Here is a 15,888-nt window from a genome sequence, read left to right on the forward strand (position 1 = left end):
CTCGCCTAGGAGGTGTCTCTTCTAAGCGGTGTCTCTTCTGACGTCCCCCAGGACCAGCAGGGCCTCCCTGACCGCGCCGCCCGCGTCCTCCAAGGCGCGGGCCGCGCGTGCGGGGGGCACGTCGGCGAGGAGGGTGACGAGGGCGACGCGGGTGTCGCCGCCGGCCTCGGCGAGGGCGTGCTCGCAGGTGCGCGCGTCCAGGCCGGTGGCCTCGACGAGGATGCGGATGAGCCGCCTGCGCAGCTTGGAGTTGAGCGCGTTCACGCTCACCATGAGGTTCGAGTAGGTGCGGCCCAACCTGATCATGACGGTGGTGGAGAACGCGTTCAGCACCATCTTCGTCGCGGTGCCCGCCTTCATCCTGGTCGAGCCGCTGATCACCTCGGGACCGGTGTCCAGCCCTACGTGCACGTCGACCTCGCGGCCGAACCACGAGGACGGGTTCGCCGAGATGAGCCCGGTGGACGCGCCGATCGCGGCGGCGTGCCGCAGCGCGCCCACGACGTAGGGGGTCGTGCCGCTCGCGGCGATGCCGATCGCGACGTCGCCGCGGCGGAGCGCGCCCGCGTCCGAGGCGCCCAGCGCGACGTCGTCCTCGACGCCCTCGACCGCGCACGACAGGGCTGCGGTGCCGCCCGCGTGGTGCGCGACGACCCACTCGGGGGGCGTGCCGTAGGTCGGGGGGAGTTCGGCGGCGTCGATGAAGCCCAGGCGGCCTGAGGTGCCCGCGCCGAAGTAGTGCACCCGGTTGCCTCGGCGCAGCGCGGCGACGGCGAGGTCGGCGAGGTCGGCGACCTGGGGGAGCACCTCGGCGACGGCCTTGGCCACCCGCTCGTCCTCGGTGTTGATCCGGTGCAGCACTTCGAGGGTGGGCAGCGTGTCGATCTCGGCGGTGCGGGGGTTGCGGCGCTCGGTCGGGAGGTCGATGGGGAGGCTGACGGGGGGCTGGACCTGGAGCTGGGCGGGTGGGGTGGAGGGGAGATGGGCGGGTGGGGTGGAGGGGAGATGGACGGGAGGGTCGACGGGGAACTCGGTGGGCGGGTTGGACGTGAATTCGGTCATCGCCTCTTCCTCTCCGGCCGGATACTGCGGCCGTGAACAGCGGTGTAGGTGGCCGCCAGGGCCTCCTTGGTCGGCTCGTAGGTCTGCCGCGCGACGCCGACGAACACGCAGTCGATGACCGTGAGCTGGGCGAGCCGGCTGGCGGTGGCGCCCGAGCGGAAGGTCGTCTCGCGCGCCGCCGTCGTCAGCACGAGGTCGGCGTGCTCGGCGATGGGGCTCTTGGGGAAGTTGGTGAGGGCTATCGTGGTCGCTCCGCGCCCGGCGGCGACCGCCAGCGCGTCCAACGTTTCGACGGTGGTGCCGCTGTGCGAGATGCCCACTGCGACGTCACCAGGCTGGAGAACTGCCGCACTCGTCAGCATGATGTGTGCGTCGGACCACGCATAGGAGGTGTGGCCGATGCGGTGCAGCTTCTGCTGGAAGTCGAGGGCGACGAAGGCACTGGCGCCTACGCCGTAGACGTCCACGCGCCGGGCCGCCACGACGGTGTCGATGACCCTGGCCAGGGTCGTGAGGTCGAGTTGCGCCGCGGTCTCCTCCACCGCGCGGGCGTCGGCGAAGGTGACCTTCTCCACCAACTCTTCGAGAGAGTCATCCGGTCCGATGTCACTGCCGACCACCTTCCCTCCGGACGCGGACTGGGCGCGGCCGGCCTCGGTGGCGAGCGTCAGCCGCAGCTCCGGGTATCCGCCGAAGCCGATCGCCCGGCAGAACCGGATGACTGTGGTCTCCGAGGTCCCGCACGCCTGGGCCAGCTCCGTGATGGTCGAGCCCGCCACCCCTTCGGGGTCGTCGACCACCCTCTGGGCGACCCGTCGCTCGGCCGGCGGGAGGTTCGGCAGCAGTGACCGGACTCTGACCACCGTGCTCAGTGGAGGTGCCGCGTGTCCCGCTTCGTGTCCCGTGTCTTGACCTTCGGGTTTCCTCATGGAAGAAAGTTTCTTACAAGGGGTTTGTCGCGTCAACGCCTAAGTATTTACGGACGTGATGTGATGAGTGATTTCGCCAGCCCGATCGACGTGCCGCTCAGCGGTCCGCTGTCCGGCTCGGAACCGTACGTCGTGGGGATCGACGCGGGGGGCACCCACACCCGGTGCGCGTTGGCGACCCTCGACGGCACCGTCGTCGGGGAAGGCCGGGGCCCGGGGGCCAATCCGAACTCGGGGGGCGACCCGGAGCGGGCGCTCGGCGAGGCGCTGTCGGAGGCCATGTCCGGGTTCGACCCCTCGGCGGTCCTCGGCGGGGTCTTCGGCATCGCCGGAGCCGGCGCCGCGGGCCGTCCCGTCCTGGTCTCGGCCTCGCAGCGCGCGTGGGAGAAGCTCGGGATCGCCGGGCAGCCCGAGGTCTTCACCGACATCGCCATCAACTTCGCGTCCGGGACGGCCGCCACCTCGGGGATCGTGGTGTTCGCCGGGACCGGGGCGGGGGCCGCGGTCATCCGGGACGGCGAGATCGTCGCCCGCGCCGACGCCTACGGCTACCTCCTCGGCGACGAGGGCTCCGCCGTCTGGATCGGACGCCAGGGGGTGAAAGCCGCACTCGCCGCAATGGATGGCAGAGGGGCCGAAACCCTCCTCGCCCACACGGTGCCCGAGGCGCTCCTGGGACGGGAGGCGACCGCGGGACTCAGGCCCCGTTCCCTGGTCCTGGCCGGATCCGGCCAAGAGCCGCCGGGATTCGGACGCCCCCTGCCCCCACCGCCCATGGGGCTGCCCCAGGCCATCCTCAGGGAGGTCTACGGGGCACCGCCCGCCGCCCTCGGCAAGATCGGCCCGGTCGTCGGCGAGGCCGCCGCGCTCGGCGACGAGGTCGCCTACCGGATCGTCCGCGAGGCCGCCGACTCCCTGCTCCTCGACGTCGACGCGATCACGCCCGCGCTCGGCGACCCCGACGCGCCGATCGTCATGGCCGGGTCGGTGCTGAGCGGGGGCATGGTCGCCGACCTCGTCCGGGCCGGCCTCCGCGAGCGGTTCACCCGGGAGCCCTGCGAGGCGGGCGACGGGGCCGCGGGCGCCGCGCGGATGGCCATCCGGCGGCTCGCCGCGGCCTGAGCCGGGCAGGTTCGGGCAAAGGCGCGCCGTGCGGCGTGTGCGGCGGCGCGAGAGGGTGCGGACGGGTACTACCCTCCCCGTGCATGGGGGGAGTCGTCATGAGGACACGCACCGTGGCGCGGCTCGCGGCCGCCGCCTTGGCCGGATGCACCGCGCTGGCCGCCTGCTCGTCCGGCGCCGGAGGTGAGAACCCACCGGTGGCCGAGACTGCCGCGCCCACGCCCGAACCCGTCCCGCTCGCCGCGACCCTGGTCGAGCAGATGAGCGTCCAGGAGAAGGTGGGCCAGCTCCTGCTGCCGACCGTGCGCGACGCGGCCGACGGCGCGAAGCTGGTGAAGGACTACGAGGTCGGCGGCTTCATCTACTTCCCCGGCAACCTCAAGACCCCCGCCAAGGCCGCGGAGCTGTCCCAGGCGCTCCAGGGGAAGTCCGAGATCCCGCTGTTCCTCGGCGTCGACGAGGAGACCGGGATCGTCTCCCGGACGGACTTCGCCACCGCCTTCCCCGGCGCGATGGCGCTCGGCGCGACCGGCGACCCCGAACTCGCCCGCCAGGCGGCGATGACGACCGGGGCCGAGCTGAAGGCCATCGGCGTGAACCTCAACTTCGCGCCCGTCGCCGACGTCAACGTCGACCCGCGCAACCCCGTCATCGGGGTCCGCTCGTACGGGTCGGACCCCGAGGCCGTCGGCAGGTTCGTCGCCGCGGCGGTGGACGGCTACCGGACGGCAGGGGTGGCGGCCGTGGCCAAGCACTTCCCCGGCCACGGGGACACCGCGGTGGACAGCCACACCGGCCTCCCCGAGATCGGCCACTCGGTGAAGGAGTGGCAGGAGATCGACGAGCCGCCGTTCCGGAGCGCGATCGAGGCGGGCGTCGACGCGATCATGACCGGGCACCTCGTCGTCCCGTCCCTCGACAAGAGCGGGAAGCCCGCCACGATGTCGAAGAAGATCCTCACCGGGCTGCTGCGCGAGCAGATGGGGTACCGGGGCGTCATCGTCACCGACTCGCTCCAGATGGCGGGAGCCCAGGTCGAGGGCGGGGCGCCGGAGGCGGCGGTCCGCGCGGTGCTGGCCGGCGCCGACCTGTTGCTCATGCCGCCGGACCCGGCCGCGACGCACGCGGCCCTCGTGAAGGCGGTGAAGAAGGGGCGGATCTCGCAGAACGTCCTGGACGCCGCGGTCATCCGGATCCTCACGCTGAAGGAGTCGCGCGGCCTGTTCTCCGGGACCGACGTCGACCCTTCGGCCGCCGCGGCGGCCCAGCGCACCCCCGAGCACCGCGCCGTGGCCCTGGACGTGGCGACGCGCGCCGTGACGGTCGTCCGGGACAAGGACGTCCTACCGCTCAAGGGCAAGGTCTACGTCTCCGGCCCCGAGGCGGACAAGGTCGCCGCCGCGCTGCAGGCCGAGGGCGTCAAGATCGGCGGCGCGGACTCGCCCACCCACGTCGTCACCGCGGTCTCCCCCGGTTCGGACACCGCGGCCCAGATCGCCTCCCTCGCCGAACGGCGCAAGGTCGTCGCGGTGGTCCTCGGCAGCCCCTACGGCCTCCGCCAGACCGGGGAGGCGCAGGCCGCCGTCGCCACCTACTCCTCCAGCGCGACCTCCGTGAAGGGCCTCGCGAAGGTCCTGACCGGCAAGGCGGTGCCCCAGGGCAGGCTCCCGGTCGCCGTTCCGGGCGGCCTGAAGATCGGCACGGGCATCACCAGCGCGCGGTGACCCGCGGGACCGCCTGCGCTGCTTCCCGGGCCGAAGGCCCAGGCTCTAGCGCCGAAGGCCCGGTGGGCTCCAGCGCCGAAGGCCGGTGGACTTCGGGGCCGCCGCGGCGATAGGTTCCGGCGCGGAAAGGGGTCTGACGTGCTGGGACGGGCGGTCGCCGCAGGATGCGCGGCGGTTCTGCTGGCGGGGTGCGGCGCGGGCCAGGCCCCGCCGCCGATGCCGCCGCTGACCGCGGAGCCGGAACTCCCGCTCTTCGCCGGAGACGCCACCGCGTCCCAGGCCCCGGCGACCTCGGGAGGAAGCAAGGGGGAGAAGGCGCGCAAGGCCCTCCAGCGCGTCCTGCGCGGCGCGGGAGCGGGCCGCGCGAAGGTGTGCGGCCAGGTGGCCCCGGCCTACGCCCTCACCCGTCTGGGCGCCGCCTGCGCCGCCTGGATCGCCGGCCTCACCGAGGACGACAGGGCGCGGTTGCGCGCGGTGCAGGTGGGCGCGCCCTCCGGGAAGGGTCCGCACGCGTGGGTCTTCGAGGCCGCCGACCTCGCCTGGCCGCTCGGCGCGCCGACCAGCCCGGCCGAAGCCCGGTACGTCATGCGGCACAAGGGCGGGCGTTGGGTTCTGGCGGGCTGAGCCGCACGCGGTTGCCGCGGTCATGACGCGGGGTAGTGACCGGATATGGATGCCGTCACCCACGTCCCGGTTCCGCAGAACGAGCCGGTGAGGTCGTACGCGCCGGGCAGTCCCGAGCGGTCCGCCCTGGAGTCGCAGATCAAGGAGCTCGGCTCGGCGAGCCTGGAGCTGACGATGACGATCGGCGGGAAGCGCAGGCCGGGCGGCGGGCGCGGCATCGACGTCGTCGAACCGCACAACCACGCCCATGTGCTCGGCCGGATGAACAACGCGACCGCGGCCGACGCCGCCGCCGCGATCGAGGCGGCCCGCGCGGCGGCCCCCGCCTGGCGCGCGCTGAGCTTCGACGACAGGGCGGCGATCTTCCTGCGCGCGGCCGACCTGCTGGCCGGGCCGTGGCGGCAGGTGCTCAACGCCGCGACGGTCCTCGGCCAGTCCAAGAGCCCGTTCCAGGCGGAGATCGACGCGGCCTGCGAGCTGATCGACTTCTGGCGCTACAACGTCGCCTACGCGCGGCAGCTCATGGCCGAGCAGCCCGGCAACGCGCCGGGCATCTGGAACCGGATGGAGTACCGCCCGCTGGAGGGCTTCGTCCTGGCGATCACCCCGTTCAACTTCACGTCCATCGCCGGGAACCTCCCGACGGCCCCGGCGCTGATGGGCAACACCGTCGTCTGGAAGCCGTCGCCGACGCAGGCGTTCGCGGCGCACTTCACGATGCGGCTGCTGGAGGAGGCCGGACTGCCCCCCGGCGTCGTCAACCTGCTGACCGGCGACCACGAGGCGGTCGCCGAGGCCGCGGTGCCCCACCCGGACCTCGCCGGCATCCACTTCACCGGCTCGACCGGCACCTTCCAGCGGCTGTGGGCCGAGGTCGGCGCGAACATCGCCCGCTACCGGTCGTATCCGCGCCTGGTGGGGGAGACCGGAGGCAAGGACTTCGTCGTCGCGCATCCCAGCGCCGACCCCGCCGCGCTCGTCACCGCGCTGGTGCGCGGCGCGTTCGAGTACCAGGGGCAGAAGTGCTCGGCGGCCTCGCGCGCCTACGTCCCGCGGGGGCTGTGGGCGCAGATCAAGGACGAGCTCGTCTCGGTCACCGAGTCGCTGACCATGGGCAACGTCGCGGAGGACCTGTCGCTGTTCATGGGCGCGGTCATCGACGAGCGGGCGTTCACCAAGCACCGGGCCGCGATCGAGCGGGCGGGGTCGGACGGGGTCGAGCTCGTCGCGGGAGGCCGCTACGACGGCACCGAGGGCTACTTCGTCCGCCCGACGATCCTGGCGTCGGACGACCCGGCCGACGAGATCTTCCGGACCGAGTACTTCGGCCCCATCCTGGGCGTCCACGTCTACGAGGAGGCCCGCTACGACGACATGCTCACCCAGATGGAGTCCGTCAGCCCGTACGCCCTGACCGGCTCGATCATGTCCCGCGACCGGGCCGCCGCGGCCGACGCCGCGGCCCGCCTCCGCTTCGCCGCCGGGAACTTCTACATCAACGACAAGCCCACCGGCGCCGTCGTCGGCCAGCAGCCGTTCGGCGGCGCCCGCGCCAGCGGCACCAACGACAAGGCGGGCTCGGTCTTCAACCTCCTGCGCTGGGCCAACCCCAGAGCCATCAAGGAGACCTTCGTGCCGCCCACCGACCACAGGTACCCGCACATGAAGTGACGGCCCGTGTAAGGCGGGCCCCGGCCCTGGCATCATGTGCTGGTGCGCCAACATCGGTTGATCTTGTGGAATGTCGACCACACCCTGCTCGACGCGGGGCGGGTGACGCGGGAGGTGTACGCCGAGGCGTTCCAGGAGGTCACGGGCCAGCCGATGGAGCGGATGGCGCCGACCGCAGGGCGGACCGAGTCGGAGATCGTGTTCGAGACCCTGGCGTTCAACGGGGTGGTCACCGAGGACGACCACCTCGACGCGTTCGCGGCGGCGCTGGCGCGGGCGTTCTCCGTCCGGCGCGACAGGGTGCGGGCGCACGCGCGGGCCCTGCCCGGGGCCGCGGAGGCACTGGAGGCCGCCGGGCGGCTGCCGGGCGCGGTGCAGTCGGTCCTGACGGGCTCGCTGGAGGCGACCGCGCGCGTCAAGCTCGCCGAACTCGGCCTCGACCGGCATCTCGACCTCGCGGTCGGCGGCTACTTCTCGCCGGTCTACCCCAAGGGCGCGACGATCGAGACGTCGCGGATCAAGGCTGCGGCCGCCTACAAGACCACGATCGCGGAGTCGGCGACGGTGCTCGTCGCCGACCATCCGCTCGACGTGCGGGCCGCCCAGATCGCGCGCGCCCGGTGCCTCGGGGTCGCGACGGGCACCGCCACCGAGACCGAACTGCGCGCCGCGGGCGCCGACGCGGTGCTGCCGACGCTCGCCGACACCCGCGCGGTCCTCACCGCCGTCGACCGGCTCACCCGGCCCTAGCCGAGGCCCGCCGAGCGCCCTTTCCGGGAGGTCCGCGCGGTGCCGGTCCAGTGTATCCAAAAAGCCACTGATTCGTCGTCTTTTCGTCACCGTTTCCTCATGGAACCGTCATTTATCGGGGTATCCCGAGGTCCAGGCGTCACAGGAGCCCCGTGGCTTTCCGACGGGCGCGCGACGCGGACGGTCAGGGGCTGACATGCCGGTCCCGCCCTGATGGAATGTGAGGCAAGTCACCGAGGCCCCAGGTGTGGATCAGAAAATTCCTGGTCAAGTCCCGCGTGGGAAATCAATTCCCGGTCTCGGGCAACGGCTGGGGGGTCTTGGGGCGTCCTGTTCCAAAAAGGTGCTCTACTGCGTTCCCCGGCTTCCCGCCTGTACAGTCCACTCGGAATACGCGGAGTGGAACGGCAAGGGTGAGCGGCCGGGCCCGGTGCGGCGAAGGGTGCCGTAAGGCGGCGACGACGGGGGAAGACCAACTATGGTGGCGGAGCTTCGGTCCAATGATCCGCTGCGCCTTGGCCAGTACCAGATCGAGGGGCGGCTGGGCGAAGGCGGTCAGGGCGTCGTCTACCTCGGCCGGCACGTCGACGGCGGCGACCCGCGCGCGATCAAGCTGCTGCACCTGGAGGCCGACGACAAGGCCCGCCAGCGCTTCCTGCGCGAGGTCGAGGTGGCCAAGAAGGTGGCGCCGTTCTGCACCGCGCGCCTCTACGACGTGGGCGCCGACGGCGACCAGTTCTACACCGTCAGCGAGTACGTCCCCGGCCCGAGCCTCCAGGCCCGCGTCCAGCAGGACGGCCCGCTCGACGAGGCCGACCTGGAGCGCCTTGCCGTGGGCACCGCGACGGCGCTGGTGTCGATCCACCAGGCGGGGATCATCCACCGCGACTTCAAGCCGCACAACGTCCTGCTGGGCCCCGACGGCCCGCGCGTGATCGACTTCGGCGTCGCCAAGGCCCTCAGCTCCTCGACGACGCTGACCAGCCGGGTCATCGGCACCCCCTCGTACATGTCGCCCGAGCAGGTCGAGGGCGGCGAGGTCAGCACCGCCGCCGACGTGTTCTGCTGGGCGTCCACGATGGTCTACGCCGCCACCGGCGAGCCGCCGTTCGGCCAGGACACGATCATGGCCGTGATCAACCGGATCGCCAACCACGAGCCGGAGCTCGGCAACCTGCAGGGCTCGCTCCGCGCGCTGATCGCCGACTGCCTCGCCAAGAACCCCGCGGACCGCCCGTCGACGCGCGACCTCCTCATGCGGCTCCTCGGCCACGCCGACACGCCCACCCCGGTGATCGCGCCGGGCGACGAGCCCACCGCGATCCTGAACGCGGGCGCGGCCCTCGCCGTCCAGGGCGACCCGACCGCGACCTCGCTCGACCCCTCCCGCACCAGGGTCCAGGGCATGAGCCCGGCCGAGTGGTCGGCGCGCGGCGGCGAGCTGCCGCCCGCGCCCGGCGTCTACCCGCGGCGGGAGGCGCGCCAGCGGCGCGCCGCCAAGGTGCCGTGGTTCATCACCGCGGCCGCGGTCTCCTTCGCGGTGTTCACCGCCGGCGGCGCGGGCTTCGTGATCTACAAGGTCGCCTCCACGGACGACGCCCGTGCCGAGATGCCGCTCCCGTCGTCGTCCACCAGCGTCGACCCGGGCCGCGAGGTCGGGCCGTCCAAGACGATCAAGACGACGGCGCCGGACGGAGGGCCGACGACCATCACCGTCCCGGCCTCCCCCACGGCGGAGGACAGCCAGACCCCGACCACGAAGCCGACCAAGCCGACTCCGAAGCCGTCGCAGACGACCAACGACCCCGACGACGACGATCCCGTCGAGTCGCCGGAGCCCCCGGTCGAGACGAGCCAGCCCCCGACGACGCAGCCGACCCAGCCGGAGGAGACCGTCGAGCCGACGACGAGCGCGACGCCGGACCCCGGCACGGCGGGTGGAACAGGGACCACGGGGCAGCGGGTACGGGCCTGACCGGGGGAGACGAGACCCGGACCCGGTGCCGGGAGGTTTAGGGTGGGCGTGGTACGCATGCGGCATCACAACGGAGTGATGAAGGGAAACGCTGCCGACCATGGGCACACTCGACGAAGCCAAGGACGATCTGCTGCGCCGGGCGGCGCAGACCTGCGCCAAACCGCGCGAGGTCGAGCAGGTCGAGGACTTCCTTAGGCTGTACTACCGGCAGGTCGCCCCGGAGGACCTGCTGCCCCGCGACCCGGCCGACGTGTGCGGGCCCGCCCTCGGGCACCGCCACTTCGGCGAGCGGCGCAAGCCGGGCCAGACCCTGCTGCGGGTCTTTACGCCCGGCGTGGAGGAATACGGCTGGGACCCCGGGCACAGTGTGGTGCAGGCGGTCACCGACGACATGCCCTACCTGATCGATTCGCTCACCATGGAGCTGAACCGGCACGGGCTCGCCGTCCACCTGATCGTCCACCCGCTGATGGGCGTCGACCGCGACGCCGACGGAAGGCTGATCAGCTTCCGGCACAGCCGCGACATCCTCGACGACGTCGACGAGTCGTGGCTGCACATCGAGATCGACCGCACCACCGAGCCGGAGATGCTGGCCGAGCTGAAGGCCGATCTGGAGCGCGTCCTCAAGGACGTCTACATGGCCGACGAGGACGAGCCGATGATGCAGTCGCTCGCCGGCCAGATCGCGCTCGACGTGCGGGAGGACCCGCCGCCGCTGCCGGAGAAGGAGATCGCCGAAGGCGTCGAACTGCTCGACTGGCTCGCCGACGGCCACTTCACGTTCCTCGGCTACCGCGACTACGACCTCTCCGACGACGGCACGATCCTCGTGCCCGTGCCGGGCACCGGCCTCGGCATCCTGCGCGAGGAGAAGAAGGAGTCCGGCAGCTTCGCCGCGATGCCGCCCGAGGTCAGGGCGAAGGCGCGCGAGCCGAAGATGCTCATCCTCACCAAGGCCAACAGCCGCGCGACCGTCCACCGGCCGCACTACCTCGACTACATCGGGGTGAAGCGGTTCGAGAGCGGCGAGGTCGTCGGCGAGCGGCGCTTCCTCGGGCTGTTCACGCACGTCGCCTACTCCGAGTCGATCTCGCACATCCCGGTCCTCAAGCGCAAGCTCGACGAGGTCCTCCAGCGCGCCGAGGTCACCCCGGAGTCCTACGACGGCCAGGACCTCATCGAGATCCTGGAGGACTACCCGCGCGACGAGCTGTTCCAGACGTCGGTCGACGACCTCGTCCGGATCGCCACGGGCGTGCTGCGGCTGCGCGAGCGCCGCCGCGTCAAGCTGTTCCTGCGCAAGGACGACTACGGCCGCTTCATGTCGTGCATGGTCTACCTGCCGCGCGACAGGTACACCACCCAGATCCGGCTGCGCATCCAGGAGATCCTGCGCCGCGCGTTCGAGGGCGTCGCCGTCGACTACAGCGCCCAGGTCACCGAGGGCCAGCTCGCCCGCCTGCACGTGGTGGTGCGCGGCGAGCGCGGCCGGGACCTCCCGAACGTCGACCCCGACGAGCTGGAAACCCGCCTCGCGGCCGCGACCCGCTCGTGGTCGGACGATCTGGCCGAGGCGATCGTCGCGCAGGTCGGCGAGGAGCCGGCCCGCGCGCTGTCCGCCCGGTACGGGGACGCCTTCCCCGAGGCCTACAAGGCCGATTTCCCGGCCCGCACGGCCGTCGCCGACCTCTGCAGGCTCGACGCCCTCGACGAGGCCGCCGAGACCACCATGAGCCTGTACGAGCCGTACGAGGCGGGGCCCGGCGAGATCCGGCTGAAGATCTACCACCGGGGCGAGCCGATCTCCCTGTCGCACGTGCTGCCGCTGCTGCAGAACATGGGCGTCGAAGTCGTCGACGAGCGGCCGTACGAGATCAGCACCGCCGACCGCCACAGGTTCTTCATCTACGACCTCGGCCTGCGCCACTCCGTCACGGACGTGGAGGAGGGCCGCCTGAAGGGCCTGTTCCAGGAGGCGCTGATGGCGCTGTGGCGCGGCGAGGTGGAGAGCGACGGTTTCAACGCCCTCGTCCTGCACGCCGGGCTCACCTGGCAGCAGACCATGGTGCTGCGCGCCTACGCCAAGTACCTGCGCCAGATCGGCACCGCCTTCACCCAGCACTACATCGAGGACGTGCTGCGCGGGAACCCCGCGATCGCGCGGCTGCTGGTCCGGCTGTGGGAGTCGCGGCTCAACCCGTCCCTCACCGAGGGCGCGCAGGAGCGCAGCGACGCCATCGCCGAGGAACTGGCCGGGATGCTCGACGAGGTCGCCAGCCTCGACGAGGACCGCATCCTGCGCAGCTTCTACGACATGGTCCTGGGCACCCTGCGCACCAACTTCTGGCAGGGCCGCCCCTACCTGTCGCTGAAGTTCGACCCGGCCCGCATCCCCGAGGTGCCCGAGCCGCGGCCGAAGTTCGAGATCTTCGTCTACTCGCCCCGCGTCGAGGGCGTCCACCTGCGGTTCGGGACCGTCGCGCGCGGCGGCCTGCGCTGGTCGGACCGGCGCGAGGACTTCCGCACCGAGATCCTCGGCCTGGTCAAGGCGCAGGCGGTCAAGAACACCGTCATCGTCCCGGCCGGCGCCAAGGGCGGGTTCGTCGGCAAGAAGCTGCCCGACCCCGCGATCGACCGCGACCAGTGGCTGGCCGACGGCATCGCCTGCTACAAGGAGTTCATCTCCGGTCTGCTCGACCTCACCGACAACCTCGTCGACGGCAAGGTCGTGCCCGCGCCCGACGTGGTCCGGCACGACGGCGACGACACCTACCTCGTCGTCGCCGCGGACAAGGGCACCGCGGCGTTCTCCGACATCGCCAACGGCGTCGCCGCCGACTACGGCTTCTGGCTCGGCGACGCGTTCGCCTCCGGCGGCTCGGTCGGCTACGACCACAAGGCGATGGGCATCACCGCGCGCGGCGCCTGGGAGTCGGTCAAGTACCACTTCCGCTCGCTGGGCCGCGACACCCAGACCGAGGACTTCACCGTCGTCGGCATCGGCGACATGTCCGGCGACGTGTTCGGCAACGGGATGCTGCTGTCGGAGCACATCAAGCTGGTGTGCGCCTTCGACCACCGGCACATCTTCATCGACCCCGACCCGGATCCGGCCACCTCGTTCGCCGAGCGGCAGCGGATGTTCGCGCTGCCGCGCAGCTCCTGGGCCGACTACGACGCCTCCCTCGTCTCCGAGGGCGGCGGCGTGTTCCCGCGCACGGCCAAGTCGATCAGGATCACCCCGCAGATCCGGGCCGCGCTCGGCATCCCCGAGGGCGTGGCCGCGCTGACCCCGTTCGAGCTGATCCGCGCGGCCCTGCTGGCCCCGGTCGACCTGCTGTGGAACGGCGGCATCGGCACCTACGTCAAGGCCTCCACCGAGAGTAACGCCGACGTCGGCGACAAGGCAGGCGACCCGGTCCGGGTCGACGGCGGGGAACTGCGCTGCAAGGTCGTCGGCGAGGGCGGCAACCTCGGCCTCACCCAGCTCGGCCGGATCGAGTTCGCCCGCCAGGGCGGCCTGGTGAACACCGACTTCATCGACAACTCCGCGGGCGTCGACACCTCCGACCACGAGGTGAACATCAAGATCCTGCTGGACAAGGCGGTCCGCGACGGAGACCTGACGCTCCGCCAGCGCGACGCCCTCCTGGACGAGATGACCGACGAGGTCGGCGAGATGGTCCTGCAGGACAACCACCGCCAGAACGTCGTCCTCGGCGCCGCCCGTGCGCAGGCCGCGAGCATGATGCACGTCCACGCGCGCTACCTGCGCAAGATGGAGCGCGAAGGCAGCATCAACCGGCGGCTCGAGGCGCTGCCCGACGACAAGACGATCGCCGAGCGCCGCCAGGCCGGGCAGGGCCTGTTCTCCCCGGAGATCTCGATCCTGCTGGCCTACACCAAGCTGACGCTCGACGACGAGATCACCGACTCGACCCTGCCCGACGACCCGTACCTGGAGGACTGGCTCGTCCAGTACTTCCCGACGGCGCTGCGCGAGCGGTTCCGCCAGGCGATGGACGAGCACCCGCTACGCCGCGAGATCATCACCACCCAGGTGGTGAACGACGTCGTCAACAACTCGGGCACCACGTTCATCTTCCGGTTGAACGAGGAGACCGGCGCGTCCGCGGCGGACCTCGCGCGGGCCTACCTGGTGGCGCGCGACGTGTTCGACCTCCAGCGGTACTGGTCGGACGTCGAGGCACTGGGCGGGTCGGTCGAGCAGTCCGCGCAGACCAAGCTGCTGCTGGAGGCGCGCAAGCTCACCGAGCGGGCGACCCGCTGGCTGGTCGCCAACCGGCGGCCCCCGTTCGACATCTGGGCCTCCATCGCCCGGTTCCAGGAGGGCGCCCGCACCCTCCAGACGGCGATGCCCGGCCTGCTGTCCGGGCGGGACCTCGAAGGGTTCGCCGAGCGCCGCGACATGTACATCGCGCGGGGCGTCCCGACGGAACTCGCCGAACGCGCCGCGATCATGGTGGCGGCCTACTCCACGCTCGACCTCGTGGAGGTCGCCCACGAGACGGGCAAGCCCGTGGAGGAGGTGGCCGAGGTGTACTTCGACCTCGGCGACCGGCTCCAGCTCGCCCGGCTGCGCGAGCGGATCTTCGCGCTGCCGCGCGACGACCGCTGGAAGGCGACGGCCCGCTCGGCCCTGCGCGACGACCTGTACGCCGCGCACGCGGAACTCGCCAGGGACGTTCTGGCGAACACCCCGACCGGCGACCCCGAGGCCCGGGTGGCCGCGTGGAACCTCCGCAACCAGGCGGCGGTGAACCGGGCGGGGCAGACCCTCTCGGAGATCTGGGAGAGCGACAGCTACGACCTGGCGACCCTCTCGGTCGCCCTGCGCGCGATCCGCACCCTGGTCCGGGCGAGCACCCTGCCCGACTGACCGTCCCCGCACAGCACGAAGGGCGCCCCCCATCCAGGGGCGCCCTTCGCATACATACGCCGACACGGAGCGGGGCAGCGGTCATTGACGCCCCGTGCCGGCGCGCCGGGGGCCGGAAGAAGGTCCGGCACCGGGCCTGCCGCCCTCCCTCGGGAGGGGCCGGCCCGTCAGGAGGAGGTGGCCTCCACCGCCTTGCGGCTCACCGCGGTCACCTGCGCGTCGCCGGACGTCGGCACGGTGGCGAGGTACTGGATCAGCGTGGTCGCGGTCAGGTTCTTGACCTTGCCCTTGGGCGCGAGGCCGACGAGGTCGCCCGCGACGGGGACCTTGTCGCCCTTGTACTTCTCCTCCTGGCGCAGCACGTACCAGACGAAGGCGCCGCCGTCGTCGGTGCGCAGCGCGTAGGCGGAGGTGCCCGCGGGCGCGAACGTGGTCGAGAAGTCGACCTTGGCCTGGCTCAGCCCGGTGTCGATCTTCTGGATCATCGCGTAGGTGTCGGTCGTCTGCGGACCGGCGGCGAGCCCTGCCGCCTCGGCCGCCTGCGGGCCGTTCGTCAGGAGGGCCGCGTGCGCGTCGGCCAGCTCGGTCGGCTGGAGCGCGAGGCCGTCCACGGCGGACTCGGCGAACCCGGCGTCGTCGAGCGTGATGCCCTTGAGCGGGGTCGCCTCCTTGCGCTGCGGGTCGGCGGCGAGCTTCCACGCGCCGTCGCCCTCCTCGACGAACAGGAGCGCGTGGCGGGTGTCGGTGCCGGACTGGGCGTCCACCGCGAACCAGCGCGACTGCCCCTGGGCGATCCGCGGGATGTAGTAGGTCGGGTCGGCGTAGGTCACCGCCTGGGCCTTCTTGTCGTTGGCCTTGAGCAGCTTGTAGGCAGCCGTGTCCATCTCCAGTTGGGCGCCGGTCTCCACCGGGGTGAGCAGCGCCGCGTTCAGGGAGCCCGCGGCCTTCGCCGAGGTCGTCTGGTAGGAGCTGAGGACCGTCTTCGCCTGGTCCAGGGTCAGAGCGGGTGGCGCGTCGGCGTCGGCGGCCTTTTCCGCGCCGCCGCCGCAGGCGGAGCTGAGGATGAGCGGGAGAACGGCCAGTGCCGTGTACGCAGTGCGCATGAAGGGCCTCGCTGGGTGATGG

10 protein-coding genes are annotated in these 15,888 nt (G+C 72.0%); 7 read left to right on the top strand and 3 right to left on the bottom strand.

Features of this window, described 5'->3' with window-relative positions:
- Positions 1-21: 21 nt before the first annotated feature.
- Positions 22-1,062: an N-acetylmuramic acid 6-phosphate etherase gene (locus ACYVOM_RS27630; protein WP_460306440.1), complete on the bottom strand. Its 1,041-nt coding sequence runs from the start codon at positions 1,060-1,062 to the stop codon at positions 22-24.
- The gene (locus tag ACYVOM_RS27635; RefSeq protein ID WP_460306441.1) at positions 1,059-1,991 is read right to left on the bottom strand and encodes a MurR/RpiR family transcriptional regulator; all 933 of its coding nucleotides are present in this window, start codon (positions 1,989-1,991) and stop codon (positions 1,059-1,061) included. The genes ACYVOM_RS27630 and ACYVOM_RS27635 overlap by 4 nt, the downstream gene beginning before the upstream one ends.
- A 63-nt stretch (positions 1,992-2,054) precedes the next feature.
- Between ACYVOM_RS27635 and ACYVOM_RS27640 the strand changes: the two genes are divergently transcribed.
- The 7 genes from ACYVOM_RS27640 to ACYVOM_RS27670 all read left to right on the top strand — a co-directional run bounded on the left by ACYVOM_RS27640 (position 2,055) and on the right by ACYVOM_RS27670 (position 14,763).
- Positions 2,055-3,113, top strand: a complete 1,059-nt coding sequence (locus ACYVOM_RS27640; protein WP_460306442.1) for an N-acetylglucosamine kinase — start codon at positions 2,055-2,057, stop codon at positions 3,111-3,113.
- 98 nt (positions 3,114-3,211) lie between these two features.
- On the top strand, positions 3,212-4,837 hold the full coding sequence (locus tag ACYVOM_RS27645; protein ID WP_460306443.1) for a glycoside hydrolase family 3 protein: 1,626 nt from the start codon (positions 3,212-3,214) through the stop codon (positions 4,835-4,837).
- Between the two features lie 138 nt (positions 4,838-4,975).
- Entirely contained in the window at positions 4,976-5,461 is a 486-nt protein-coding gene (locus tag ACYVOM_RS27650; protein ID WP_460306444.1) for a hypothetical protein, read from the top strand.
- Between the two features lie 45 nt (positions 5,462-5,506).
- A complete protein-coding gene (gene pruA, locus ACYVOM_RS27655) occupies positions 5,507-7,132 on the top strand; it encodes an L-glutamate gamma-semialdehyde dehydrogenase (protein ID WP_460306445.1) in 1,626 nt (541 codons plus the stop codon).
- Positions 7,133-7,189: 57 nt separating this feature from the next.
- A complete protein-coding gene (locus ACYVOM_RS27660; RefSeq protein WP_460306446.1) occupies positions 7,190-7,882 on the top strand; it encodes an HAD family hydrolase in 693 nt (230 codons plus the stop codon).
- 478 nt (positions 7,883-8,360) lie between these two features.
- Positions 8,361-9,857, top strand: coding sequence for a serine/threonine protein kinase (locus ACYVOM_RS27665; protein WP_460306447.1), 1,497 nt, complete (start codon positions 8,361-8,363; stop codon positions 9,855-9,857).
- A 100-nt stretch (positions 9,858-9,957) separates the two neighbouring features.
- Positions 9,958-14,763 carry an NAD-glutamate dehydrogenase gene (locus ACYVOM_RS27670; protein WP_460306448.1) on the top strand — a complete coding sequence of 1,602 codons (4,806 nt, stop codon included), beginning with the start codon at positions 9,958-9,960 and terminating at the stop codon, positions 14,761-14,763.
- Positions 14,764-14,930: 167 nt separating this feature from the next.
- Here the strand turns inward: ACYVOM_RS27670 and ACYVOM_RS27675 are convergent, their stop codons facing one another.
- Entirely contained in the window at positions 14,931-15,866 is a 936-nt protein-coding gene (locus ACYVOM_RS27675) for a hypothetical protein (RefSeq protein ID WP_460306449.1), read from the bottom strand.
- Positions 15,867-15,888: the final 22 nt, after the last annotated feature.

Source organism: Actinocorallia aurea (assembly GCF_054783995.1).

Excerpts from the sequence above, each read along its gene's own strand:
- ACYVOM_RS27665 (WP_460306447.1), top strand. The coding sequence starts at position 8,361 with ATGGTGGCGGAGCTTCGGTCCAATGATCCGCTGCGCCTTGGCCAGTAC.
- ACYVOM_RS27640 (WP_460306442.1), top strand. The coding sequence starts at position 2,055 with ATGAGTGATTTCGCCAGCCCGATCGACGTGCCGCTCAGCGGTCCGCTG.
- pruA (WP_460306445.1), top strand. The coding sequence starts at position 5,507 with ATGGATGCCGTCACCCACGTCCCGGTTCCGCAGAACGAGCCGGTGAGG.
- ACYVOM_RS27670 (WP_460306448.1), top strand. The coding sequence starts at position 9,958 with ATGGGCACACTCGACGAAGCCAAGGACGATCTGCTGCGCCGGGCGGCG.
- ACYVOM_RS27675 (WP_460306449.1), bottom strand. The coding sequence starts at position 15,866 with ATGCGCACTGCGTACACGGCACTGGCCGTTCTCCCGCTCATCCTCAGC.
- ACYVOM_RS27635 (WP_460306441.1), bottom strand. The coding sequence starts at position 1,991 with ATGAGGAAACCCGAAGGTCAAGACACGGGACACGAAGCGGGACACGCG.
- ACYVOM_RS27645 (WP_460306443.1), top strand. The coding sequence starts at position 3,212 with ATGAGGACACGCACCGTGGCGCGGCTCGCGGCCGCCGCCTTGGCCGGA.
- ACYVOM_RS27630 (WP_460306440.1), bottom strand. The coding sequence starts at position 1,062 with ATGACCGAATTCACGTCCAACCCGCCCACCGAGTTCCCCGTCGACCCT.